This is a genomic window from Streptomyces sp. NPDC002130 (assembly GCF_040296465.1).
In the GTDB taxonomy this organism is placed as follows: domain Bacteria; phylum Actinomycetota; class Actinomycetes; order Streptomycetales; family Streptomycetaceae; genus Streptomyces.
The window spans coordinates 41,348-64,821 of sequence record NZ_JBEOXI010000009.1 but is presented as its reverse complement, the minus strand read 5'-3'; the positions used below and the strand labels follow the sequence as shown (position 1 = coordinate 64,821).

Genomic DNA, 23,474 nt, shown 5'->3' with positions numbered 1-23,474 from the left:
GCCAGCTCCGCCGGATCCACCACGACGTCGGTCTCCGGCAGGGTGCCCAGTTCGCGCAGCTCCTTGGTGGTGAACCGGGCCTGGGACGGGCGCGCGCCAGCTTGGCCGTCTCGGTCGGCGTCTTGCCGACCTTGACGCCGGCGGCCTCGAGGGCCTCCTTCTTCGCGGCGGCCGTGCCGGAGGAGCCGGAGACGATGGCGCCGGCGTGGCCCATGGTCTTGCCCTCGGGCGCGGTGAAGCCCGCGACGTAGCCGACGACCGGCTTCTTCACGTTCTCCTTGATGAAGGCCGCGGCCCGCTCCTCGGCGTCGCCGCCGATCTCGCCGATCATGACGATCAGGTCGGTGTCGGGGTCGGCCTCGAACGCGGCGAGCGCGTCGATGTGGGTCGTCCCGATGACCGGGTCGCCACCGATGCCGACGGCGGAGGAGAAGCCGATGTCGCGCAGCTCGTACATCATCTGGTACGTCAGCGTGCCGGACTTCGACACCAGGCCGATGCGGCCCGGCTTGGTGATGTCGCCCGGGATGATGCCGGCGTTGGACTGGCCCGGCGTGATGAGACCGGGGCAGTTCGGGCCGATGATCCGGGTCTTGTTGCCCTTGGACACGGCGTACGCGTAGAACGCGGCCGAGTCGTGGACGGCGATGCCCTCGGTGATGACGACCGCGAGGGGGATCTCGGCGTCGATGGCCTCGACGACGGCGGCCTTGGCGAAGGCCGGCGGGACGAAGAGGACGGACACGTTGGCGCCCGTCTTCTCGATCGCCTCGGCGACCGTGCCGAAGACCGGGATGTCGTTGCCGTCGATGTCGACGGACGTGCCCGCCTTGCGGGGGTTCACGCCACCGACGATGTTCGTGCCGTCGGCCAGCATGAGCTTGGTGTGCTTCATGCCCGTGGCACCGGTCATGCCCTGGACGATGACCTTGCTGTCCTTGTTGAGGAAGATAGCCATGGCTGTTTAGTCCCTCGTCCCTTACTTCGCAGCCGCGAGCTCGGCGGCCTTGTCGGCCGCGCCGTCCATGGTGTCCACGCGCTGGACCAGCGGGTGGTTGGCGTCGGAGAGGATCTTGCGACCCAGCTCGGCGTTGTTGCCGTCCAGACGGACGACGAGGGGCTTGGTGACTTCCTCGCCCTTGTCGGCGAGCAGCTGCAGCGCCTGGACGATGCCGTTGGCGACCTCGTCACAGGCGGTGATGCCACCGAAGACGTTGACGAAGACGGACTTGACGTCCGGGTCGCCGAGGATGATCTCCAGGCCGTTGGCCATGACGGCGGCGGAGGCGCCACCGCCGATGTCGAGGAAGTTGGCGGGCTTGACGCCACCGTGCGCCTCACCGGCGTACGCGACGACGTCCAGGGTGCTCATGACGAGACCCGCGCCGTTGCCGATGATGCCGACCTCACCGTCGAGCTTGACGTAGTTGAGGTTCTTCTCCTTGGCGGCGGCCTCGAGCGGGTTGGCCGCGGCCTTGTCCTGGAGGGCCTCGTGCTCCGGCTGACGGAACTCGGCGTTCTCGTCCAGGGAGACCTTGCCGTCCAGGGCGATGACCTCACCGGAGGCGACCTTGGCCAGCGGGTTGACCTCGACCAGGAGGGCGTCCTCCTTGATGAAGGTGTCCCACAGCTTGACCAGGACGTTCACGACCTTGTCGGCGACCTCGGCCGGGAACTTGGCGGCCGCGACGATCTCGCGGGCCTTGGCCTCGGTGACACCCTCGTTGGCGTCGATCGGCGTCTTGGCGACGGCCTCGGGGCGGGTGGCCGCCACCTCCTCGATCTCCATGCCGCCCTCGACGGAGGCGATGGAGAGGAAGGTGCGGTTGGCACGGTCCAGGAGGAAGGAGACGTAGTACTCCTCCACGATCTCCGGGGCCGTCTCGGCGATCATCACCTTGTGGACCGTGTGGCCCTTGATGTCCATGCCGAGGATGTTGGTCGCGTGCTCGACCGCCTCGTCGGCGGTGCCGGCGAGCTTCACGCCGCCCGCCTTGCCACGGCCGCCGACCTTCACCTGGGCCTTGACGACGGACTTGCCACCGAGGCGCTCGGTGGCTGCGCGGGCCGCCTCAGGCGTGTCGATGACTTCACCGGCCAGCACCGGTACATCGTGCTTGGCGAAGAGGTCCCTCGCCTGGTACTCGAACAGGTCCACGCGCTTCCGTCCCTATCAGTGATCTCGCGGTTCGTTGTCTGCGTGGGCGTGCCGCGAGGGCAACGTGACGTCCGCTGTCTGTCACAAGGGAGGCGCACACGGTGTCCGAGCGCGCGGCATGTCCGTCTCGCAGGTTATCGCTGCTTCCGGGGGGCCTCTAAATCGAGGGTCACACCTGAGCGGTGATACCTGTCACATGATGCCGCGCTCTCTGGCACGGCGTGCCGGGGGTGAGGGGCCTCACCGGGCTGGGGTTGACCCGGTGAGGCCCGTTTGACGTCCCCGAAGAAGCACGAAGGCCCTGTTCAGGGCCCGCTCTCCGGGGCCGCGGGTCACGTGGTCCCCACCCCTATGGGAACCACCCGACCCATCCACGAGGTTTCGGCCTCGGACCGCCGACGGCTTTCGGCCGCCCGGGCGTGACGCCTCGTGAAGCATGAGGGAGGGGGGAGAGGGGAGCCGGGTGCCGTGGGCACCCGGTGGGTCGGCCGACGGCCTCTCCCCCTGCGGCCGGGCTACGGCAGCGGACGCCTCGGCGGTCTGTCCGTGCCGACCCGGGAGGAGCCGTGCTAGCCGGGGAAGAGGGGCATGTCCCGGTGGGTGCGCCGGGCGTCCGCCACGTCGGTCGGTGCCGCGACGCCGGGCACGAGCCTGAGCGGCGCCCAGGGGCTGGGGGTGACGGCGTGCGCGTCGCCATGACGGCACGATCCGCTGTCGGCCACGGACCGGTTGCCGAGCACGCCGTCGGGCCGCCCACCGGGCGAGTGGTCGGCCCGGGCGAGTCCTGCGTGCGAGGACGGTCTCGGGTGGCTCGGATGGCTCGGGTGGGTGGGATGGCTGAGGTGGTCCGCCTGGTGGACGTGACTGAGGTGACCCGTATGTCGGCCGGTGTGACTGAGGTGGCCGGTGTGCTCCACGTTTCTGCCGTGGTTCGCGTGGGTGACGGGGAGCTGCGGACTTGCGGGAGCGGTGTGGGGCTCGGTGCCGTGGACCGGGGTGTACGGCACAGGTGGCGTCGTCCCGCCCGGCTGCGGATCGGCCGTAACCGGTGTGGGGAGGGAGCTACTGGGGGACGTCGGATCCCCGCGAACGCCGGGGAGGCCGGGGAGTGGGAGAGCGGGGAGACCGGGCCTTCCCGCGGTCGCGACGTCACCGGGAACGGTGGACAGACCTGGCAGACCTGGCAGACCTGGCAGGTCAGGCAGGTCCGGCAGGTCACGCAGGTCCGGCAGCGTGAGCAGATCCACGTGCGACAGCTGCCCGGGCAGCTCTGGCGGTTCCGGCGATTCCGCCGGCTCCGGCCGCTCCCCGTGCGACGGCCGCTCGGGCGACTGTGACTGCGACCGCATCCGTGGGGACGACGACGGCACCTTCGCCCGGGTGCGAGCCGGCCCCTTGCTCGCCGACTCCGCCGCATCACCGACAGACCCGACGAGCCGGTCTCCCGCCCCGGCCCCCGGGGCGGGAACACCGCTGACGACCTGCTCTGCCCGGCCCTCCGGCAGCACCCCTGCGCCGTTCTCGGCAGACGCCCGCTCCCCCCAGAGCAACCCGAGGACCAGCAACCCGCCCACCATCAGCGCCAGTTGCAGCGCACGCCACCCGGCCGCAGTGCGCGGCAGGCGCGACGCGGCATCGGGCAGGGCTGCTGACCAGGCCAAGAGGGGAAGCTTCCTCCCGTGCGACGGAAGCGGTACTGCCCGCCGGCACACACGCCGTCAGGCAGGCGCCGATCCTCGCACGGGAGTGCGCACGTCGCGCAAGCCCTTACTGCCGATGGACCGTCATGTCCGTTTTGCTGCTGCACGTCGGACGACGATGCGTCGACAAGTCGTCATCTGCCCCTTCGTGCCGGGCCCTTCACGCCGCATCCGGTATCGGGAGCGGCCTTTTCTCGATCGCCGCCGCCATGACCTCCGGAAACAGATCGGGCGTGCACGCGAACGCCGGTGCCCCCAGCGCCGCGAGCGCGGCCGCGTGCTCCCGGTCGTACGCGGGTGCCCCCTCGTCCGAGAGCGCCAGCAGCGTCACGAACTGCACGCCCGACGCCTTCATCGCGGAGACCCGCTTGAGCATCTCGTTGCGGATGCCGCCTTCGTAGAGGTCGCTGATCAGCACGACCACCGTCTCCGCGGGCCGCGTGATCTGCGACTGGCAGTACGCGAGCGCCCGGTTGATGTCCGTGCCACCGCCGAGCTGCGTGCCGAACAGCACGTCGACCGGGTCGTCCAGCTGATCCGTGAGGTCGACGACCGCCGTGTCGAAGACGACGAGTCGCGTGGAGATCGTCCGCATCGAGGCGAGCACCGCCCCGAACACCGATGCGTACACAACGGATGCCGCCATGGATCCCGACTGGTCGATACAGAGGATGACCTCCTTCTTCGTGGACCGGGTCGCCCGCCCGAATCCGATGAGCCGCTCCGGCACGATCGTCCGGTGCTCGGGCAGGTAGTGCTTGAGGTTGGCCGCGATGGTGCGGTTCCAGTCGATGTCGTGGTGGCGGGGCCGGTTGATCCGGGCGCTGCGGTCGAGGGCGCCGGTGAGGGTGGCCCGGGTGCGGGTGGCGAGCCGCTTCTCCAGGTCCTCGACGACCTTGCGCACGACGGCCCGGGCCGTCTCCTTCGTCGTCTCCGGCATCGCCTTGTTGAGGGACAGCAGCGTGCCGACGAGGTGCACGTCGGCCTCCACCGCCTCCAGCATCTCCGGCTCCAGCAGCAGCGTGGCGAGACCGAGCCGGTCGATGGCGTCGCGCTGCATGACCTGCACGACGGAGGAGGGGAAGTACGTCCGGATGTCCCCGAGCCAGCGCGCCACGGACGGCGCCGACGCCCCGAGCCCCGCCGAACGGTCCCGGCCCCCCTGCGACCTGCCGTCCTTCCTTCCGTAGAGCGCGGTGAGCGCCCCGTCCATCGCGGCGTCCTGCCCCGACAGCGCGCAGCCGGTACCGTCCGCCGCGTCACCCCCGAGGACGAGCCGCCAGCGCCGCAGCCGCTCCTGCGCCGGGTCCGTCACCTCGGACGTCATGCCCGCCCTCCCTTACGAGGCCGTTCCCACAGCGGGATCACCGGCACGGTCGTCGTCGGCCGCCTTGTCGCCCGGAACCCGCCCGTCACGGTGGCTCCCGTTTCCGGTGCCGTCGTCCGCTCCCTCAGTGCCTCGGTCGTCATCCCGTCACCCCCGCCAGGTTGTCGTCGGTGTTCTCGTCCACTACGTCCAGCCCGAGCAGCAGCCGCACGACCGGCAGCACGGCGTCCGCGCGCGCTGTGTCGAAGTCGGCCGCGAAGCCGGGCGTTCCGGTACCGGCGGCTGTCGCGCCACCCCCGATTCCCGGTCCGCGTCGGACCAGTTCTCCGAGGGTCCGGCGCACCCCGGGCTCGTACGCCGAGAACGTCCGCCGCAGCAGGGGCAGTACGTCCGTGAAGGCCTCGGCCGGCACCCCGGTCAGCCACGCGTCGACGAGGCCGAGCAGCCCCTCGTCGTGGACCAGGAGCATCCCGCCCCCCGAGCCGCCGCCGACGAAGCCCTCGATCCACGCGGCCGCGTCCGCCGGCGGTGTGCCCGGTGACAGGGCGAGTCCCATCAGCAGTGCCGCCTCGTCCTGGGCCAGCTCCCCGTCGTCCAGCAGGAGCCGCACGGCCCGCCCCCGGACGACCCCGGGCACGGTGTCCCGCCCGGACAGCACGCGCAGCACCGACTGCCAGCGGTTTCTCAGGCTGCCGTGTCCCGCGGCGGGGGCATCGCCCAGGAGGCCCACGGCTCCGTGCACCGCGTCCACATGGCGTCTCATCTCCTCGGCGGCGTCCGCGTCGAGCGCGGCGCAGGCCGGGGGGAGGCCGACGAAGACCCGCTCGGCCAGTCCCGCGGCGACTTCCGCCAGAGCAGCGGTGTCGGTGCCGCGCACGTCGCCGTAGCGCAGGGAGCGGACCAGGGCCGGGAGCGCCTGGGCGAGATGGCCGACGTCGGTGTCGAGGGCCGCCCGGTCGGCCAGGACCCGCATCACCGTCGGCAGCGCGTCGGGCAGTCCGGCCAGGAGGCAGTGCTCGGCGAGCGCGGTGACATCGGCGAGGCCCTGCGCGGTGACGGCGTCCGCTTCGGCCTTGGCGGTCGCGGCGGACAGGACGGTCGTCCCCCACACCCCGGCCTCGGCGATCCGCACGGACAGCTCGGGTTCCCAGCGCAGCCGCCACGTCTCCCGGAACGTGCCGGTGCTGCCCCGTGAGGCGGCCGGTTCGCCCCACGCGATGCCGAGCAGCCGCAGCCGGTGCAGCAGTCTGCTGCGGGCGGCGTCGTTCTCCTTGCGCAGGTCGAGCTCCACCTCCCGCTCCAGCGCCTCCGGCTTCAGCCGCAGCCGCCGCTGCAGCCGGGTGAGGTCCCGCTGCAACGGCACCGCCGGCGCCGACGAGGGCACCTCGCCCAGCACGTCCCCCACGACCAGCCGGTCGCGCACCAGCTCCAGCGGCACGTCCGAGCCCTCGCACATCACCGCCCGCACCGCGTCGGTCGTCTCGCTCAGGCCGGGCAGCGGACGCCCGCGCATCGCGGCGAGCGTCTCGGCCAGCCGCACCGCCTCGATGACGTGCGCGGAGGAGACGATCCGGTCCTCGGCACGCAGCAGCCCCGCCACCTTGGTCAGCCACCGCTCCACCGGCCGGTCCGGAGCACTGAACAGGTGCCCGTACCAGCCCGGCGAGTCGATGCCGGCCCCGTACCCACTGCTGCGGGACAGCCGGCGGTGGGTCCACGGCACCCAGGTCATGTCCGCCTTGACCTTGGGCAGCCCCTTCAGCAGTGCCTTGTCGGCGGCGACGGTGGTCTTCTGCCGCAGTGCGGGCACGTGCCAGGCCCCGCAGACCACGGCGACACCGTCCTCGAACTCCCGTTGCGCGGCGCGCATCTGGAGCCGCATGTACGCCTCGCGCACCGGGTCGCGGTCGTGTCCCCCGCTGCCGTAGGTCTCCCGCAGCGCGCTCATGGCCTCCTCGAGCGCGGTGAACGGCGCGAGGGCGTCGCCCTCCCCTGCGCCGCGGTGTTCCACGACGTCCTCCCACCACCGCTCCGGGTCGTCGTAGCCGGCGGCTTCGGCGAGCACTCCGATCGGGTCGATCCGCGGATCGGCCGGGCCGAGGCCGGTGTCCCCGTCCGCAGCCGTCTCGGCGTCCGGAGAGCGCTCCTCCCCCGCCTCGTCCTCCTGCCTCCCCCAGGCCAGCGTGTGCGTGGCCGGCAGGTCGATGAAGCGGGCCGGGACGTCGTGCTCCAGGGCCCAGCGGATGGCGACCCACTCCGGGGAGAACCCGGCCAGCGGCCAGAACGCCGAGCGGCCGGGCTCGTCCACGGCGTGGGCGAGCAGAGCGACCGGTGGCCGCATCTCCTCGTCGGCGGCGAGCGGGATCAGCGCGTCGGCCTCGGGCGGGCCCTCGATCAGCACGATCCGCGGCCGGATCTCCTCCAGAGCCGCCCGCACCGCTCGCGCGGACCCCGGCCCGTGGTGCCGCACCCCGAGCAGCACCGGGCCCGCTCCGGCCCTCTGACCCGCGGCCCTTTCCACACCGGTCACTTCATCCCACCTCCCGCCCCGTCCCGCACGTTCCGTACGTCCCGTCCCGCATGTCCTGTCTCGGACCGGCCGACGACCGCCGTCCCACGCACCGGCGTCCCACACACCGGCGTCCTGGCCGCGGCGGTCGAGGCCGTCCCGGCGTACTGGGCGGCCCGGGTGCCGACCGGCCCGCTCCGCCCCGCGTCGCTCACACGCTCACCTCGCGGCAGGCCCGGTAGAAGTCCTTCCAGCCGTCGCGCTCGCGGACCACCGTCTCGAGGTACTCCTGCCAGATGACCCGGTCCGCCGCCGGGTCGCGGACCACCGCGCCGAGGATGCCCGCGGCGACGTCGCCCGGCCGCAGCACGCCGTCGCCGAAGTGGGCGGCGAGGGCAAGGCCATTGGTGACGACGGAGATCGCTTCGGCCGTGGACAGCGTGCCGCTGGGCGACTTCAGCTTCGTCCGGCCGTCGGTCGTGACCCCGTCGCGCAGCTCGCGGAAGACCGTGACGACCCGGCGGATCTCGGCGAGCCCGTCGGGCGCGGCCGGCAGGTCGAGGGAGCGGCCGATCTGGTCGACGCGCCGCGAGACGATGTCGACCTCTGCCTCGGGGCTCTCCGGCAGCGGCAGCACCACGGTGTTGAAGCGGCGGCGCAGGGCGCTGGACAGGTCGTTGACCCCGCGGTCGCGGTCGTTGGCCGTGGCGATCAGGTTGAAGCCGCGGACCGCCTGCACCTCCTGGCCCAGTTCCGGTATGGGCAGCGTCTTCTCCGACAGGATCGTGATGAGCGTGTCCTGCACGTCGGCCGGGATACGTGTCAGTTCCTCGACGCGGGCCGTCATGCCCTCCGCCATGGCCCGCATGACGGGACTGGGCACGAGGGCGTTCCGGCTCGGGCCGTGGGCGAGCAGCTGCGCGTAGTTCCAGCCGTAGCGGATGGCCTCCTCCGGGGTGCCGGCGGTGCCCTGCACCAGCAGCGTGGAGTCGCCGCTGACCGCCGCGGCCAGGTGCTCGGACACCCAGGTCTTCGCGGTGCCCGGCACGCCGAGCAGGAGCAGGGCGCGGTCGGTGGCGAGCGTGGTGACGGCGACCTCGACGATCCGGCGCGGGCCGACGTACTTGGGGCTGATCACCGTGCCGTCCGGCAGCGTCCCGCCGAGCAGGTACGTCGCGACGGCCCACGGCGACAGCTTCCAGCGGGCCGGGCGCGGACGGTCGTCCTGGGCGGCCAGCGCGGCGAGTTCCGCGGCGAAGGCGTCCTCGGCGTGCGGTCGCAACGCCTGGGTCGATTCCGTCTCCCCCGCTTCGACGGACGTCGGCTCCACGGACACAGTCATGGCAAAGTCCCCCTCCAGCTCGGCCGGTTCGGATCTGGCACCAACGTTGCACCACACCACTGACAATGCGTTCCGACCTGCGAAAACGCCCCGCCGGAGCCGCTCGCGGACCCGATTGTCAGTGGCGGGATCTAACGTCGTCGGCATGACTCAGCAGGGGGTGCGCTGGACCGCGGACCAGGTGCTGGCACTGGCACCTGACGCGGCATCACGCAAAGCGGGAAGCAAACTCGGCGCGGCGGGGCCGTGGTCCGAGGCGGGGTGTTCCGACGAGGGAACGGTGTGGGGGCTGTGCAAGGGCAGCGGAAGCAAGCCGTATCAGACGATCGTCGACCTCGCGGACGCCGCGGGACCCGGGTACAAGTGCACATGTCCGAGCCGCAAGTTCCCGTGCAAACACGCGCTCGGGCTGCTGTTGCTCTGGGCCGCCGACGACGCGGCGGTCCCACCGGGGCAGGCTCCGGAGTGGGCCGGACAGTGGACGGCGGGGCGGCGCAGACGCGCGGAGGAGAAGAAGGCCGCGGACGGCTCCGGGGCGCCGTCCGGTGCCGCTGATCCGGAGGCGGGGCGGCGCCGGGCGGAGCGCCGGGCCGAGCGGGTCACGGCGGGCGCGGTGGAGCTGGAGCAGCGTCTGGCCGACCTGCTGCGCGGCGGTCTGGCGACCGCGGAGCAGTCGGGGTACGGCCTGTGGGAGGAGACGGCGGCCCGCATGGTCGACGCCCAGGCACAGGGCCTGGCAGGCCGGGTGCGGGAGTTGGGGGCGATACCGTCCACGGGTCCGGGCTGGCCGGTGCGGCTGCTGGAGGAGTGCGCGCTGCTGCACCTCCTCGGTCAGGGCTGGCTGCGCCGCGAGCGGCTCCCGGACGGCCTCGCCGCCACGATCCGCTCCCGCGTGGGTCTGCCCGCCTCCGCCGACGGCCCGCCGCTGCGCGACCGCTGGCTGGTCCTCGCCCAGTACGACACGACCGACCCGCGCCTGACGACCCGCCGGATCTGGCTGCACGGCACCGACTCGCACCGCACCGTCCTGCTCCTCTCTTATGGCGCCGCGGGCCGCGCCCCGGAGCAGGCGCTGCCGGTGGGACTGGCCCTGGACGCCGAGGTGTCCGCGTACCCGGGCGCCGGGCAGCCGCGGGTGGCCCTGGGCGAGCAGTTCGCCCCGGCCGCGCCCTCGGCGATACGCCCTCCGGGGATGACGACGTCCCAGGCGGTGGCGCGGTACGGCGACGCCCTGCGCGACGACCCGTGGCTGGAGTCCGTCCCGGTGACGCTGGACCGGGTCGTTCCGGCCCCGGACGGCGACTCCTGGCAGCTGGCGGACGCCGACGAGGACGCGGCGTTGCCACTCACTCCGGTGGCGCGTTCCAGGCCGGGCCTGTGGCGGCTGGTCGCCCTGTCGGGCGGGGCCCCGGTCAGGGTCTTCGGCGAATGCGGCCACCAGGGCTTCACTCCGCTGACGGCTTGGCCGGAGGGCCCGGGTGACGCTGTCGCGTTGTGCTGAGCCCGTCGCAGCGGCTCGGCCTGCGGCCCTTCGGCCCGCCTCACCGACCCCACAGACTCACCCATCCCACAGACTCACGCATCTTTCAGGCATCACGGGACAACCGGTAAGGGCGAGCCTTCAACTACCGGGCGCCCCGCGGAAAGGAAGCTCATGACCAGGACCTCCGCGTCTGTGGACGCGCCCGGCGCGAACGCCTGGGAGGGGCTCGTCACCACCGCGCTGCTCGGCACGGACCGGCGCACCCCGCCGGGCACCGCACCCGGTCCGGCCGCACCCACGGCCCTGCTGGACGCGGCGGCCGTGGAGACGGTACGACGACGGGCCGGTCTGCGCCCGGCGCGGGCGGCCGAGCGGCCACAGCCGGCTCCGCCGGACCCCCGTCCGGCACTGCCGCCTGCAGCCGCCCGCAGACTCGCGATGCTGCTGGCCGACCGCCCCGGCCCGTCCGGCGGCGGCCGACGGGGCACCGCGCCCGACCTGACGGAACTGCTGCCCCAGTGGCTCGCGGCGGCGAACGCCCGTGGTTTTGCACCGCCTCCGCAGCTGCTTCCGGCGTTGCTGGACGCGGCCCGGGGGCGTACCGACCTGCGTCCGACGGCACTGGAGTTCGCGGGGCCCCGGGCCCTGTGGCTGGCACGGCTGAACCCGGACTGGCGGTTCGCCCTGCGCGCGACCCCGGGCGGCGGCGCGGCCCTGCCGCACCCCGAGGACGACGACAGGGTCCAGCAGCTCTGGCAGGAGGGCCTGTTCGCCGAACGCGTCGCCCTGCTGTCCGCCCTGCGCTCCCGCGAACCGGCCGCCGCACGCGACCTGCTCGCGACGACCTGGGCGACGGAACGGGCCGAGGACCGGCTGATGTTCCTCGATTCGCTGCGCAGGGGCCTGGGCCCGGACGACGAGCCGTTCCTGGAACAGGCCCTGGCCGACCGCAGCCGCAACGTCCGGGCGACGGCGGCGGAACTGCTGTCGGCCCTGCCGGGTTCGGCGCTCGCCGCGCGGATGGCGGTCAGGGCGGAGGCATGTGTGGCCATCGACCACATGCAGACACGGCGGCCCCTGCGAACCGGCCACGACGACGCGGGGCCCGGAGGGACCGCGCCGGCCACGGCGGCCACCGGAGCCACTGGGACCACCGGAGCCATGGGAACCGTGGGAGCCGTAGGAGCCACGGAGGCCACCCCGACAATCGCCGTCGAGGCGCCGCACGAGTGCGATCCGGGCATGGAACGCGACGGCGTCGTGGCGAAGGCCCCGGCAGGACGCGGTGAACGATCCTGGTGGTTCGGCCAGTTGGTGGAGGCGGCACCGCTCGGGACCTGGTCGCGGCGGCTCGGCGGCCGCACGCCCCAGGAGATCGTGGCGCTGCCGGTGGCGGACGACTGGCAGGGCGAACTGCACGCGGCGTGGTGCCGGGCGGCGGTACGCCAGCGGGACGCCGAGTGGTCACGCGCGCTGCTCGGCGATCCGTCGGCGCCGGAAGCGGGCGGGCCGGGTGCCGTGTCCCTGGCCGAACGCGCCAAGCTGCTCGGCGCGCTGGGCGCCGCCGAACGGGCCGAATGGGTGGCCGGCTTCATCGGCACACACGGCCTGTCCGAGGCCTTCCAGTTGCTCGGGGTGTGCGCGGTGCCCTGGGGACCACCGCTCGGCCGGGCCGTGGTGGACGCCCTCAACATCGCTCGGGACGCAGGGAGTTATCCATGGAGCTTCAGCGGAGTGATGGGACTGGCCGAGCGCTGCCTGGACCCGGCCGAGGCCTCCCGGCTCGACGCCCTGCTGGCCGTACCCGACGAGCCGGAGAACGCCTCCCCGGGAGCCGGCGGCTACTGGGCGGAGGCCTTCCAGCGTCTGGTCACGACCTTGCGTCTGCGCGCGGCGATGGCCGAGGAGCTGGGAGCGGCCTGACCCCTGTCCGCGTATGCGGCGACGGGCCCGACGCCACACCGACCGACGGGCCCCCCGCGGCATCCGGCGCAGCGCGCGACGCCACCCTCGCCAAAGGGCACCCGGCGTCACCCGGCACAGGCCACAACGACACCTTCGCCTCCGGGCGCCCCGCGGCACCCGGCGAAGACCCCCGCGACACCCTCGCCGACGGGCCTCCCGCGGCATCCGGCGACGGGTACCCTCCCGCGACCGGTCGCCGCCGGGCATGCCGTTGCCGCCGGGCATGCCGACGACCGGGACGGTCACCGGGGACAGCCACTGCCGGACTCCCGCCGAACCAGCCACCCCGGTCGGCTCCGGCCGCCGGGCGAGGACGCCCGAGCGGGACCGCCGTAGACCTACGCCTCCGCAGGCTGGCGCGCGTTCGTCCGGACCCAGTCCACGATCGACGCCGTCGTCGCGCCGGGCGTGAAGATCTCCGCGACGCCCTTCTCCTTGAGCAGAGGGATGTCCGCCTCGGGGATGATCCCGCCGCCGAATACCAGGATGTCCTCGGCGTCCCGCTCCCTGAGCAGGTCGATCACGGCCGCGAAGAGCGTGTTGTGCGCTCCGGAGAGGATGGACAGCCCGATCGCGTCGGCGTCCTCCTGGATCGCCGTGTCGACGACCTGCTCGGGAGTCTGGTGGAGGCCGGTGTAGATGACCTCCATACCGGCGTCGCGCAGGGCCCGCGCGATCACTTTGGCCCCGCGATCGTGACCGTCGAGCCCCGGCTTGGCCACCACCACGCGGATCGGACCGGCTGCCACACCCATCACTGCCTCCATGAAGCGACTACATCCATCCGTACCGACAAGTACCGCACACATCAGGCAAGCCGTACACGCCGCACCGCACGGACATCCCGCCCCGAAACGTCCGGGCAAGTGAACGAACGTTATCTCCAGGATCCCGCAACCGGCAGTTTCGCGGTGGATACCGAGGGGGAAATCACACGATGGGACAAGCGCAAGGGGAGCCGCATCGAGGTCGCCGTCCCGCCGCGTCATCCACGCACCGCGGCGGCAGGACACCTCGGCGAAGGCACGCAGGGCAAGCACCGCACACACAGCACGCAAGGCAGACACGGCGCACCGGCGGGGAGCCTCGTCACCCCACCGATCGGGGACCCCCGTCGCACCACCGGCGTCACACACGCCACACGCCGTGCTCTGCCCCCGCAGCTCACGCGGCTCACGCCGCTCCCGCGGTCATGGCCGGCCGTCTTCGCAGCTGCTTTCCACGAGGGCACACGGGGGGCGGAGCCGTCCTGCCGCGTGCCGACAGGAGGTCGGCCATGAAGGTCACCAGGGCTGCTCTGCCCCTTCTTCCGCTCTGCGAGCGCCTGCTGCCGGGCCGGCTGGCGGGACTGTCCCTGGCCCTCCTGAAGGCCACCGCCCTGGAGATCGCGATCCTGGCCGGGCATCTCCTTCTCTATCCGTCCGGCATCACCCAGGAGCGGCGCGCTCCCGTCCCGGCGCTGCCCGCGGACGGCGCCGCCCAACTGCCCACGCAGGCCAAGCCACCGGTCCTCCTGCTGCACGGCTTCATCGACAACCGCTCGGTCTTCGTCCTGCTGCGCCGCAGCCTCGCCCAGCACGGCAGGCAGCAGATCGAGTCCCTCAACTACTCGCCGCTGACCTGCGACATACGCGCCGCCGCCGAACTGCTCGGCCGGCGCGTCGAGGAGCTCTGCGAGCGCACGGGGGCCCGTCAGATCGACATCGTCGGGCACAGCCTGGGCGGCCTGATAGCGCGTTACTACGTGCAGCGCCTCGGCGGTGACAGGCATGTGCGGACTCTTGTCACGCTCGGCACGCCGCACTCGGGAACCCGGGTGGTGCCCTTCGCGAACGCGCACCCCATCGTGCGCCAGATGCGCCCCGGCTCACCGGTGCTCGAGGAGCTCAGTGCGCCCGCCCCTGACTGCCGTACGCACTTCGTCAGCTTCTGGAGCGATCTGGACCATGTGATGGACCCGCTGGAGACGGCCTGCATCGACCATCCCGATCTGATGGCCCAGAACGTGCGCGTGACCGGCATCGGCCATCTCGCCCTGCCCGTGCACCCCGCCGTCGCCAACGGCGTGCGGCAGGTTCTCGACACGGCCCTCCCGGGTGAACCGTCCGCCGAACACACCGACGATCTGACAGTCGCCTGAGACTCGTCATACAGCGGTCACTCGACGCCACAGCACCGATCAACCTCGAACAAACTTCGAACACAGGGCCAAACCCGTGCCCGCCGTCCGCCAAAACACGGCCGAATGCCCGTTTCCTGCGCACGCGAAACCTGCCGAAGATTGTCGTGCCCGCGTACCGCCGGGTACAGTCGCCGCACTGCTCTGGCAGCCCCTGTTGTCGAGGCGAAAGAGAAGTTGGTGAACGACCGTCACCCGTCGGGGACCATGACCCCGGCTCCGGCTTCCGACGCCGCCTCCGCGCACTACGCGTCGTACAACACCCAGGAAGCCCAGTACGGCGACTTCACCACGTACGGCGACCACACCGCCACCGGATTCGACGCCACCGGGCACGCCACCGCGAGCTTCGCGACCGACCCCCTCTTCGGCGACATGCCGGGCAGCGGTCACGACTCGGGCACGTACGACACCGGCCACTGGCCCACGGGCACGCACGAGAACGTGCACTACGACGCATACGCGGCCCAGCACCACGCCGCCTACGACACCGGCGTCTACGACACGACCTCCTGGACGGCCGGGCAGCAGCCGATGTCGGCCATCCCGTCCCAGGCCCCCTCCCCCGACGCCACCGGGCAGTGGGAGACCGGCCCCTGGCTCCAGCCCGACCAGTCCGGCAACCCGGCCGACCACACCCAGCAGTGGGAGTGGGGCACGCAGACCTTCGACACAGGCGCCTACGACGCGACGCAGTGGAACTCCGACGGCACCGCCGCACCTGCTCCCGACGCCTACGAGCACCCTGCCGAAACCTTCGACCAGCACGAGACCGCGGCCTTCGACCAGGTCGCGTACGACGATGCCGCCGAAGCCGGCTACCCCGCCCCCGACGCGGACGGCGGCGAGCCGGCCACCACCGGCGAACTGCCCGTCGTCACCCCGCTCCTGGACGGCCAGGAGGACGTCACCCCGGCCCCGTCCTCGCGGGCGGCCTCGCGCGCCGGCTCCCGCTCCCGCCGCCGCACGCCCCCCAAGCGCTCGGCGCTGATGACCATCGCGGTGCCCTCGGCGTGCGTGATGGGTGTCGCCGGGATCGCCGCCGCATCCGTCGGCGCCCTCTCCGACGACAGTGCCGCCGAAGCGCAGACGACCGCGGCGGACGCGCAGCCGGTCAAGCCGGCCGCGGCCAACAACAAGCTGGACACGCAGCTGCAGAGCCTCTCCGCCGGCGCCGACGACTTCGCCGACCGGGCCAGCCGCACGCAGGAGCGCATCGACCTCAAGGCCCAGCAGGCGGCCGAGAAGAAGCGCGCTGCGGAGGAGGCGGCCCGCAAGGAGCGGCTGCGCCCCAAGTTCGCCCTGCCGGTCGCCCGGCACGGACTCAGCGCCTACTACGGCCAGTCCGGCATCAACTGGATGTCCCTGCACACCGGCATCGACTTCCCCGTCTCGTACGGCACGACCGTGATGGCCGCGACCGACGGCACCGTCCGCACGCAGTGGAACAGCGCGTACGGCAACATGCTGATCCTGACCGCGAAGGACGGCACGGAGACGTGGTACTGCCACCTCTCCACCTACACGGTGCCCTCGGGTACGACCGTGAAGGCCGGCGATCCCATCGCGCGCTCCGGCAACTCCGGCAACTCCACCGGTCCGCACCTGCACTTCGAGGTGCGCCCGGGCGGCGGCTCGGCGATCGACCCGCTCCCGTGGCTGCGCAGCCACGGCATCGACCCGGCGTAACGCCCCGGCAGCCCCCGCCCGCGCCGAGCGCGCAGGGGCCCACCGGTTCACCTCACGGCGCTACAGCTTCTCCACCGGCGCGTACCGCAGCAGCAGCCGCTTCGGCTTGGTGTCGCCGAAGTCGATCGTCGCCTCGGCGTTGCCGCCCGTGCCCTTGACCGCGACGACGGTCCCGAGCCCGAACTGGTCGTGCGTGACGCGGTCCCCGACCGCCAGTGACACCACCGGCTTCTCGGAGGTGCGGCGGGTGGCGAAACCGGAGGCACCCGACGCCGACGAGCGCGAGCGGGACGACGACAGCGACGCCGCCACCGCCGAGACCGGCCCCGAGGACGCGGGCGCGGTCGCACCCGTCCGCTTCCACTCCACGTGGGTCGGCGGGATCTCCTCCAGGAAGCGGGAGGGCGGGTTGTACGACGGTTGGCCCCAGGCGCTGCGCAGCGTGGACCGCGTCAGGTACAGCCGCTCCCGCGCGCGCGTGATGCCGACGTAGGCCAGGCGCCGCTCCTCCTCCAGTTCCTTGGTCTGGCCGAGGGCGCGCATGTGCGGGAAGACGCCGTCCTCCATGCCGGTCAGGAAGACGACCGGGAACTCCAGGCCCTTGGCGGTGTGCAGGGTCATCAGTGTGATGACGCCGTCGCCGTCTTCCTCGTCGGGGATCTGGTCGGAGTCGGCGACCAGCGCGACCTGCTCCAGGAAGTCGGACAGGGAAGGCTGCTCGTCCTCGCCGCGCTCCTGCTCGAACTCCATGGCGACGGCGGCGAGTTCCTGGAGGTTCTCGATCCGGGTCTCGTCCTGCGGGTCGGTGGAGGCCTGCAGTTCGGCGAGGTACCCGGTGCGTTCCAGGACGGCCTCCAGCACCGTGGCCGGTCCGGCGCCGGACTCGACGACGGTGCGGAGGTCCTCCATCAGCGTGTTGAACCGCTTGACGGCGTTGGTGGAGCGCGCGGCCATGCCGTACGCCTCGTCGACGCGCTTCAGGGCCTGCGGGAAGCTGATCTTCTCCCGCTGGGACAGGGCGTCGATCATCGCCTCGGCGCGGTCGCCGATGCCCCGCTTGGGGACGTTGAGGATCCGGCGCAGCGGTACCGAGTCCTCGGGGTTGGACAGGACGCGCAGGTAGGCCAGGACGTCCCGGACCTCCTTGCGCTCGTAGAAGCGGACACCGCCGACGACCTTGTAGGGCAGGCCGACGCGGATGAAGACCTCTTCGAAGACACGGGACTGGGCGTTGGTGCGGTAGAAGACGGCGACGTCGCCGGCCTTGGCCTCTCCGGCGTCCGTGAGGCGGTCTATCTCGTCGGCGACGAACTGCGCCTCGTCGTGCTCGGTGTCGGCGACGTAGCCGGTGATCCGGGCGCCGGAGCCGGCGTTGGTCCACAGGTTCTTGGGCCGGCGGGACTCGTTGCGCTCGATGACGGCGTTGGCGGCGCTGAGGATCGTCTGCGTCGAGCGGTAGTTCTGCTCCAGCAGGATCGTCGTCGCGTCCGGGTAGTCCTCCTCGAACTGGAGGATGTTGCGGATCGTCGCGCCGCGGAAGGCGTAGATCGACTGGTCGGCGTCACCCACCACGCAGAGCTCGGCGGGCGGGATCTCGGCCTCGGGCGGCACGTCGACGGGGTGTTCCGAGGTGCCGACCAGCTCGCGGACGAGGGCGTACTGCGCGTGGTTGGTGTCCTGGTACTCGTCCACCAGGACGTGCCGGAAGCGGCGGCGGTAGTGCTCGGCGACGTCCGGGAAGGCGCGCAGCAGGTTGACCGTCGTCATGATCAGGTCGTCGAAGTCGAGGGCGTTCGCCTCGCGCAGCCGCGACTGGTACATGGCGTAGGCCTGGGCGAGGGTCTTCTCGAACCCGTCGGTGGCCTGGGCCGCGAAGTCCTCCTCGTCGATCAGCTCGTTCTTCAGGTTGCTGATCTTGGCGCTGAAGGACTTCGGCGGGAAGCGCTTGGGGTCGAGGTCGAGGTCGCGGCAGACCAGGGCCATCAGGCGCTTGGAGTCGGCGGCGTCGTAGATCGAGAAGGACGAGGTGAAGCCGAGCTTCTTGCTCTCGCGCCTGAGGATGCGCACGCACGCGCTGTGGAAGGTCATGACCCACATGGCGTTCGCACGCGGGCCGACGAGCTGCTCCACGCGCTCCTTCATCTCGCCGGCGGCCTTGTTGGTGAAGGTGATCGCGAGGATCTGGCCCGGGTGCACGTCCCGCTCGGCGAGCAGGTGGGCGATGCGATGCGTGAGCACACGGGTCTTGCCGGAGCCGGCGCCGGCCACGATGAGCAGCGGGGAGCCGGAGTGGACGACGGCGGCGCGCTGGTTGTCGTTCAGCCCCTCCAGGAGGGCGGCTGTGTCCACCACCGGGCGGGGGGCTCCGTCCCGGTAGTAGGCGTCCCGGTCCGGGGGCGCGTCGAACTTCCCGCCGAACAGATCGTCCGGGATCGGCTCCGGAACGTGATCGTCCTCGGGTGGCGGCGGGGGCTCGTCCGCGGGGCCCCGCTGGGCCTGGAGGTTCGCCAGGAAGCTGTCGTCAAAGAGGCTGCTCATCGCTCTCCGAGTCTAGGGCGCCCCACTGACAGCCCGCCGCCGCCCTGAGAACATCGCCGCGCGCCCGGGGTCCCGCCGACCGCCCGGCGGCGCGTTGTCGCCCTCCATGACGGCGCGATCACGCCCTGCTACACACCCGGCATGTAGGGACTTTTCCCGCCCAATCCCCCTTGATCGTTCACTCTCGGCAACGCTCGGGAATAAGGTCACGAAAATGTATCGGGCATATCACCCATCAACCTTCACAGGGGCCACACGAGTTGGCTACGGTGCGACCAGGCCGCATGACCCCCACCGGCGAACGTCGCCGGGCCGCGCGGCCTCCGCCGAGTCCGGTGTGCCGCAGCGGCAGCCGGAGCCGGGGACCCAACCGTGAACCTGGGGTGAATCGGCCCGACTCCTGTGCGGAGAAGGCCGTAGGGCAAACCTTCCGAACCACCCGCCCGAACCCGACAGCTAACCCGGTAGGCGGAACATGGAAGGAGTCGCCTCCCTTGGCGTCGCACCGCAAGTCGCGTCCTACGGGTACGCGCATGGCAGGCATACGGACCCCCGCCCTCGCAACGGCGGCCCTCACCTCCGTGGCCCTGCTGTCCCAGTCGGCCAACGCCGCCCCCGAGGCCGACGACAAGCCCAGCCTGGAGGAAGTCGAGAAGAAGGTCGACGACCTGTACCGCCAGGCCGAGTCGGCGACCGACAAGTACAACGCGGCCAAGGAGAAGACCGCGAAGCAGCGCAAGCGCGTCGACACCCTCCTCGACGATGTCGCCCAGCGCACCCAGAAGCTCAACGAGGCACGCGAGGAGCTGGGTTCCTTCGCCTCCGCCCAGTACCGCACCGGTGCCGCCGCCCCGGACACGGCGACGTTCCTGCTCGCGGACACCCCGCAGGACTACTTCGACCAGACCCAGCTGATGGACCGGATGACCGGCCGTCAGAAGGTCGCGGTCGACGACTACGTCACGCAGCAGTCCGAGACGATGAAGAAGCGCCAGGAGGCCACCGAGAGCCTCGAGACGCTCACCGATTCGCAGGGTGACCTGAAGACGGCCAAGGCCACCGTCCAGCGCAAGCTCGCCGACGCGCGCGAGCTGATGACGAAGCTGACCGCCGAGGAGAAGGCCCGGCTCGCGGCCATCGAGAAGGAGAAGCGGGCGGAGGCCGCCCGCAAGGCCGACGAGCTGGCCCGGCAGCAGGCCGCGCAGCAGAAGGCGCAGGAGGAGGCCGCCCGGCAGCAGGACGGCGCGTCCTCCACGTCCGGATCGACGGGGCCGTCGGGCTCCGGCTCGTCCTCCTCGACGGCCCCGGCCGACTCCTCGTACGCGACCAAGGCCGACAAGGCGCTCGCCTTCGCCCGCGCCCAGATCGGCAAGCCGTACGTGTGGGGCGCCGTCGGCCCCGGCTCCTACGACTGCTCCGGCCTCACCCAGGCCGCCTGGAAGGCCGCGGGCGTCACCCTGCCCCGCACGACCTACGACCAGGTCAATGCCGGCAGCACGGTCCCGCTCTCCCAGGCGCAACCCGGTGACCTCGTCTTCTTCTACGACGACGTCACCCACGTAGGGATCTACATCGGCAACGGCATGATGATCCACGCGCCGAAGCCCGGCACGTACGTGCGCGAGGAGTCGATCTACTACGACGGCGAGTCGGCGATCCACAGCGTGGTGCGCCCGGCCTGAGTGAAGCCTGCGGGCAAAGAGGTCGCGTCAGGTTTTTGAGGGGCACGCGCGCGTGCCCCTCTCGTAACGCGCGCACCGCTCTCTAGCATCGGCGCTATGTCCGGTCCCTCCCCGTTTGCCACCTGGTGGGCGACGTATGCGCTGGCGACCGGCAGCATGTCGGTCGGTCTCGACTCGGCGGGGTACGCGGTCCTCGCCCGCATCGCCCTGGCCCTGGCCTGCGCGGCCTGGCTGGCGGCGGCCGCGGGCCTCGCCCAGCGGACGCGGGGCGAGTGGCGGGTGGAGACACCGGCCGCGCTCACCACCGTGGCGGCGGCCGCGGTCCTGGGCACGGGCTTCTCCGCGGCCGGGCAGCAGCCCCTGGCCGAGGCGCTGCTGGCGCTCGCCATGCTGCTCTGGGCGGTGCTCCTCACCGCGGAGGCCGAGGGGCGGCGCGGAACGGTGTTCCTGCGCTGCGTGGCCACCGAGGGGCTCGCCGTGCTCGGCGCCACGCTCGCCGCGGCCGACGCGGTGGCCTGGCTCGCCCACGCGGCCGTGGTGCTGTTCTGGCTGGGGCTCGCGCTCTACTGCTTCGCCCTGTTCCGTTTCCAGCCCCGGCAGGTGGAGGAGGGGCGCGGGGACCACTGGCTCGCGGCCGGCGCCCTCGCCGTCTCCGCACTGGCCGGGGCGAAACTCCTCGGCGCCGACAGCTCGCGCCTGTACCTGTGGAACGAGGAGAACGCCGACACCCTGCGCACGACGACCGTCTCGCTGCTCGTGCTCGCGCTGATCGCGTGCGTGGCCCTGCTCCTCGCCGAGCTCTTCTGGCCCCGGCACCACTACGACGTGCGGCGCTGGGCGACCGTGTTCGCCGCGGTCGTCACCGCGGCGGCCACCCTCGCGGTCGCCGCCGCCCTCGACACCCCCTGGCTCGACGTCGCCGGGGAAGTGCTGCTGTGGTGCGCGGTGGCCGCCTGGCTCGGATGCACCGCCTGGGCTCTCGCCTCCGCCCGGGCCGGCGCCCGGCGCTCCCGGGTCAGGTCCAGAGCACGGCGATGAATATGTTCGCCGTGGTCAGCAGCCCGACCAGACCGAAGAGGCCCTTGTCCACCTTCTCGTCGTCCCGCTTCACATAGACCAGGCCGAGTATCACGATCAGCAGGGCCAGCTTCACACCGATCTTGATGTTGTTCACGGTCTGGTCGTCGGCCTGGTTGAGGCCGACCAGGATCACACCGGTGACCAGCATCGTGAGCGCGCCGTGCAGCATCGCGGGGGAGAAGCGGGCGGTACCCTCGCCCATCGCCTTCATCTGGGTGAGGAAGCCGCCCAGGAGCGAGGCGATGCCGATGATGTGGAGGCCGACGAAGAGGTGGATGAGTACGTCCATGAGGCCGGAGCCTAATCAGGGGCTCCGAGGCCACCTACACCGGCCCAGGGATGCATAAATGCGCCCCATAGCACCCGATCACGGTCACTCGCTCATGAATCGACCGCATCGGTCATCACGCTGAGTGAAGTAGGCGGCGCCGGGGTGGGGCCACGGTCGCATACGGTCACCGCCGGTCCTCTCACGACACTTCCGCACACCCGCCCCCGGCCCGCCGCGGCGGCATTTAGCGTCCTCCACCAGGTGCCCGGCTCCCCACCGCCGCCCGGGCCAGGGGCGGCAGTCGGACACCACCGCCGAAAAGGTCCGGCGGCGGTCCGCTTCCCCTGTGCGGGCCGTCGCCGGACGCGCAGGCCGCCCGTCCGCTCCCCCCGGCGGCCGCATACACCCCTCGGCGGTCGAGGAAAGGACGTGGCCTCCACGTGGCAGCGCACCGCAAGCCCCGACAGCGCGCAATGGGTGGCGGCAAGGCCCGTACGGCCGCCTCGATCGCCCTAGCGGGCGCGGCGACGGCGACGGGCTTCGACGGGACCGGACACGCCGAACCCCAGCTCACCCCCGGCCAGATCAAGGCCAAGGTGGACCGGCTGTACCAGGAGGCGGAGGCCGCCACCGAGAAGTACAACGGCGCGAAGGAGAAGGCCGACGCGGCCGTGCAGCGGCTGAAGGACCTCCAGGACCAGGCGGCCCGCAAGGAGGAGCGGCTCAACTCCGCCCGTGACGCCCTGGGTTCGGTCGCCGCCGCGCAGTACCGAGCCGGCGGTCTCGACCCGGCGGTGCAGCTCGCCCTGTCCGACGATCCCGACCGGTACCTCGAGAACGCCGAGTTCGTCGAGCGGGCCGGCAACCGGCAGAACGCCGCCGTCGCGGGCGTGCGCAAGCGGCTCCGGGAGATCGAGCAGCTGCGCGGAGCCGCCCACATCGAGCTGACCTCCCTGAAGTCACGGCAGACGGAGCTGAAGCGGCACAAGAAGACGATCACCGGCAAGCTGGGCTCGGCACGGCGGCTGCTGTCCCGGCTCGACGCGCAGGAACGTTCCCGGCCGGGCGTATCGCAGGACCGCGCCTCGCGCGCGGCGGGCGTCCGGGACACTCTCGCGGCCCCCGGCTCCGCCTCGTCCGAGGCGCCCAACTCCCGTGCGGCCGCTGCCGTCTCCTACGCCCACCAGAAGCTCGGCAGTCCCTACGTGTGGGGCGCCACCGGCCCGAACGCCTTCGACTGCTCAGGCCTCGTCCAGGCCGCGTACCGCGCCGCGGGCGTCTCCCTGCCGCGCACGACGTACTCCCAGATCGCCGCCGGACGCCGCGTCTCCCGCTCCGAACTCCTCCCCGGCGACCTGGTCTTCTTCTACGCCGGCATCAGCCATGTCGGCATCTACGTGGGCAACGGCCGGATGATCCACGCCCCCAACCCGTCCGCGCCGGTCCGCGTCGCCCCCCTGGACGACATGCCGTTCGCGGGGGCGACGCGGGTGGTGTGAGCGGGCGCGTCGGTGAGGTGAGCAGGGGGCCGGGTGCCGGGCCCGGCCCTGT

Annotated in this window: 15 protein-coding genes, 2 pseudogenes and 1 riboswitch; of the genes and pseudogenes, 7 read left to right on the top strand and 10 right to left on the bottom strand. The window is 72.1% G+C overall.

Features of this window, described 5'->3' with window-relative positions; all coding sequences use genetic code 11:
- The 7 genes and pseudogenes from ABT116_RS50815 to ABT116_RS03100 form a co-directional block, all read right to left on the bottom strand.
- Positions 1 to 89 (bottom strand): annotated as a pseudogene (locus ABT116_RS50815) (NADPH-ferredoxin reductase); the annotation flags it as partial.
- Positions 89 to 958: pseudogene (gene sucD / locus ABT116_RS03125) on the bottom strand (succinate--CoA ligase subunit alpha); the annotation flags it as partial. The pseudogenes sucD and ABT116_RS50815, both read right to left, overlap by 1 nt.
- A 21-nt stretch (positions 959 to 979) precedes the next feature.
- On the bottom strand, positions 980 to 2,158 hold the full coding sequence (sucC, locus tag ABT116_RS03120) for an ADP-forming succinate--CoA ligase subunit beta (RefSeq protein WP_184559479.1): 1,179 nt from the start codon (positions 2,156 to 2,158) through the stop codon (positions 980 to 982).
- A 569-nt stretch (positions 2,159 to 2,727) separates the two neighbouring features.
- Positions 2,728 to 3,819: a hypothetical protein gene (locus tag ABT116_RS03115; RefSeq protein WP_351626982.1), complete on the bottom strand. Its 1,092-nt coding sequence runs from the start codon at positions 3,817 to 3,819 to the stop codon at positions 2,728 to 2,730.
- Positions 3,820 to 4,018: 199 nt separating this feature from the next.
- Complete coding sequence (locus ABT116_RS03110; RefSeq protein ID WP_351626980.1) at positions 4,019 to 5,185, bottom strand: VWA domain-containing protein; 1,167 nt, start codon at positions 5,183 to 5,185, stop codon at positions 4,019 to 4,021.
- A gap of 139 nt (positions 5,186 to 5,324) precedes the next feature.
- Entirely contained in the window at positions 5,325 to 7,715 is a 2,391-nt protein-coding gene (locus tag ABT116_RS03105) for a DUF5682 family protein (RefSeq protein ID WP_351626977.1), read from the bottom strand.
- A 190-nt stretch (positions 7,716 to 7,905) separates the two neighbouring features.
- Entirely contained in the window at positions 7,906 to 9,036 is a 1,131-nt protein-coding gene (locus tag ABT116_RS03100) for an ATP-binding protein (RefSeq protein ID WP_351626974.1), read from the bottom strand.
- Between the two features lie 145 nt (positions 9,037 to 9,181).
- Here ABT116_RS03100 and ABT116_RS03095 point away from each other — a divergent pair, with 145 nt between their 5' ends.
- Positions 9,182 to 10,537: an SWIM zinc finger family protein gene (locus ABT116_RS03095; protein ID WP_351626972.1), complete on the top strand. Its 1,356-nt coding sequence runs from the start codon at positions 9,182 to 9,184 to the stop codon at positions 10,535 to 10,537.
- Between the two features lie 153 nt (positions 10,538 to 10,690).
- The gene (locus tag ABT116_RS03090; RefSeq protein WP_351626971.1) at positions 10,691 to 12,442 is read left to right on the top strand and encodes a DUF5691 domain-containing protein; all 1,752 of its coding nucleotides are present in this window, start codon (positions 10,691 to 10,693) and stop codon (positions 12,440 to 12,442) included.
- Positions 12,443 to 12,822: 380 nt separating this feature from the next.
- Here the strand turns inward: ABT116_RS03090 and icmB are convergent, their stop codons facing one another.
- Complete coding sequence (gene icmB, locus ABT116_RS03085) at positions 12,823 to 13,239, bottom strand: coenzyme B12-dependent isobutyryl CoA mutase small subunit (RefSeq protein WP_351626969.1); 417 nt, start codon at positions 13,237 to 13,239, stop codon at positions 12,823 to 12,825.
- A gap of 521 nt (positions 13,240 to 13,760) precedes the next feature.
- Here icmB and ABT116_RS03080 point away from each other — a divergent pair.
- Both ABT116_RS03080 and ABT116_RS03075 read left to right on the top strand, forming a co-directional pair.
- Positions 13,761 to 14,624: an esterase/lipase family protein gene (locus tag ABT116_RS03080; protein ID WP_351626968.1), complete on the top strand. Its 864-nt coding sequence runs from the start codon at positions 13,761 to 13,763 to the stop codon at positions 14,622 to 14,624.
- Positions 14,625 to 14,843: 219 nt separating this feature from the next.
- Positions 14,844 to 16,352, top strand: coding sequence for a M23 family metallopeptidase (locus ABT116_RS03075; RefSeq protein WP_351626966.1), 1,509 nt, complete (start codon positions 14,844 to 14,846; stop codon positions 16,350 to 16,352).
- A gap of 60 nt (positions 16,353 to 16,412) precedes the next feature.
- Here ABT116_RS03075 and pcrA read toward each other — a convergent pair whose 3' ends face one another.
- Positions 16,413 to 18,890 carry a DNA helicase PcrA gene (gene pcrA / locus ABT116_RS03070; RefSeq protein WP_351626964.1) on the bottom strand — a complete coding sequence of 826 codons (2,478 nt, stop codon included), beginning with the start codon at positions 18,888 to 18,890 and terminating at the stop codon, positions 16,413 to 16,415.
- A gap of 314 nt (positions 18,891 to 19,204) precedes the next feature.
- Positions 19,205 to 19,376, top strand: a riboswitch (cyclic di-AMP (ydaO/yuaA leader).
- 8 nt (positions 19,377 to 19,384) lie between these two features.
- On the opposite strand from pcrA, the gene ABT116_RS03065 reads away from it, so the two are divergent.
- Positions 19,385 to 20,572 carry a C40 family peptidase gene (locus ABT116_RS03065; protein ID WP_351626957.1) on the top strand — a complete coding sequence of 396 codons (1,188 nt, stop codon included), beginning with the start codon at positions 19,385 to 19,387 and terminating at the stop codon, positions 20,570 to 20,572.
- 96 nt (positions 20,573 to 20,668) lie between these two features.
- Complete coding sequence (locus ABT116_RS03060; RefSeq protein ID WP_351626954.1) at positions 20,669 to 21,610, top strand: SLAC1 family transporter; 942 nt, start codon at positions 20,669 to 20,671, stop codon at positions 21,608 to 21,610.
- Here ABT116_RS03060 and ABT116_RS03055 read toward each other — a convergent pair.
- Positions 21,588 to 21,941 carry a hypothetical protein gene (locus tag ABT116_RS03055; RefSeq protein WP_351626951.1) on the bottom strand — a complete coding sequence of 118 codons (354 nt, stop codon included), beginning with the start codon at positions 21,939 to 21,941 and terminating at the stop codon, positions 21,588 to 21,590. The two genes, ABT116_RS03060 and ABT116_RS03055, sit on opposite strands and share 23 nt — an antisense overlap.
- A gap of 422 nt (positions 21,942 to 22,363) precedes the next feature.
- Between ABT116_RS03055 and ABT116_RS03050 the strand changes: the two genes are divergently transcribed.
- On the top strand, positions 22,364 to 23,422 hold the full coding sequence (locus ABT116_RS03050; protein ID WP_351626948.1) for a C40 family peptidase: 1,059 nt from the start codon (positions 22,364 to 22,366) through the stop codon (positions 23,420 to 23,422).
- Positions 23,423 to 23,474: the final 52 nt, after the last annotated feature.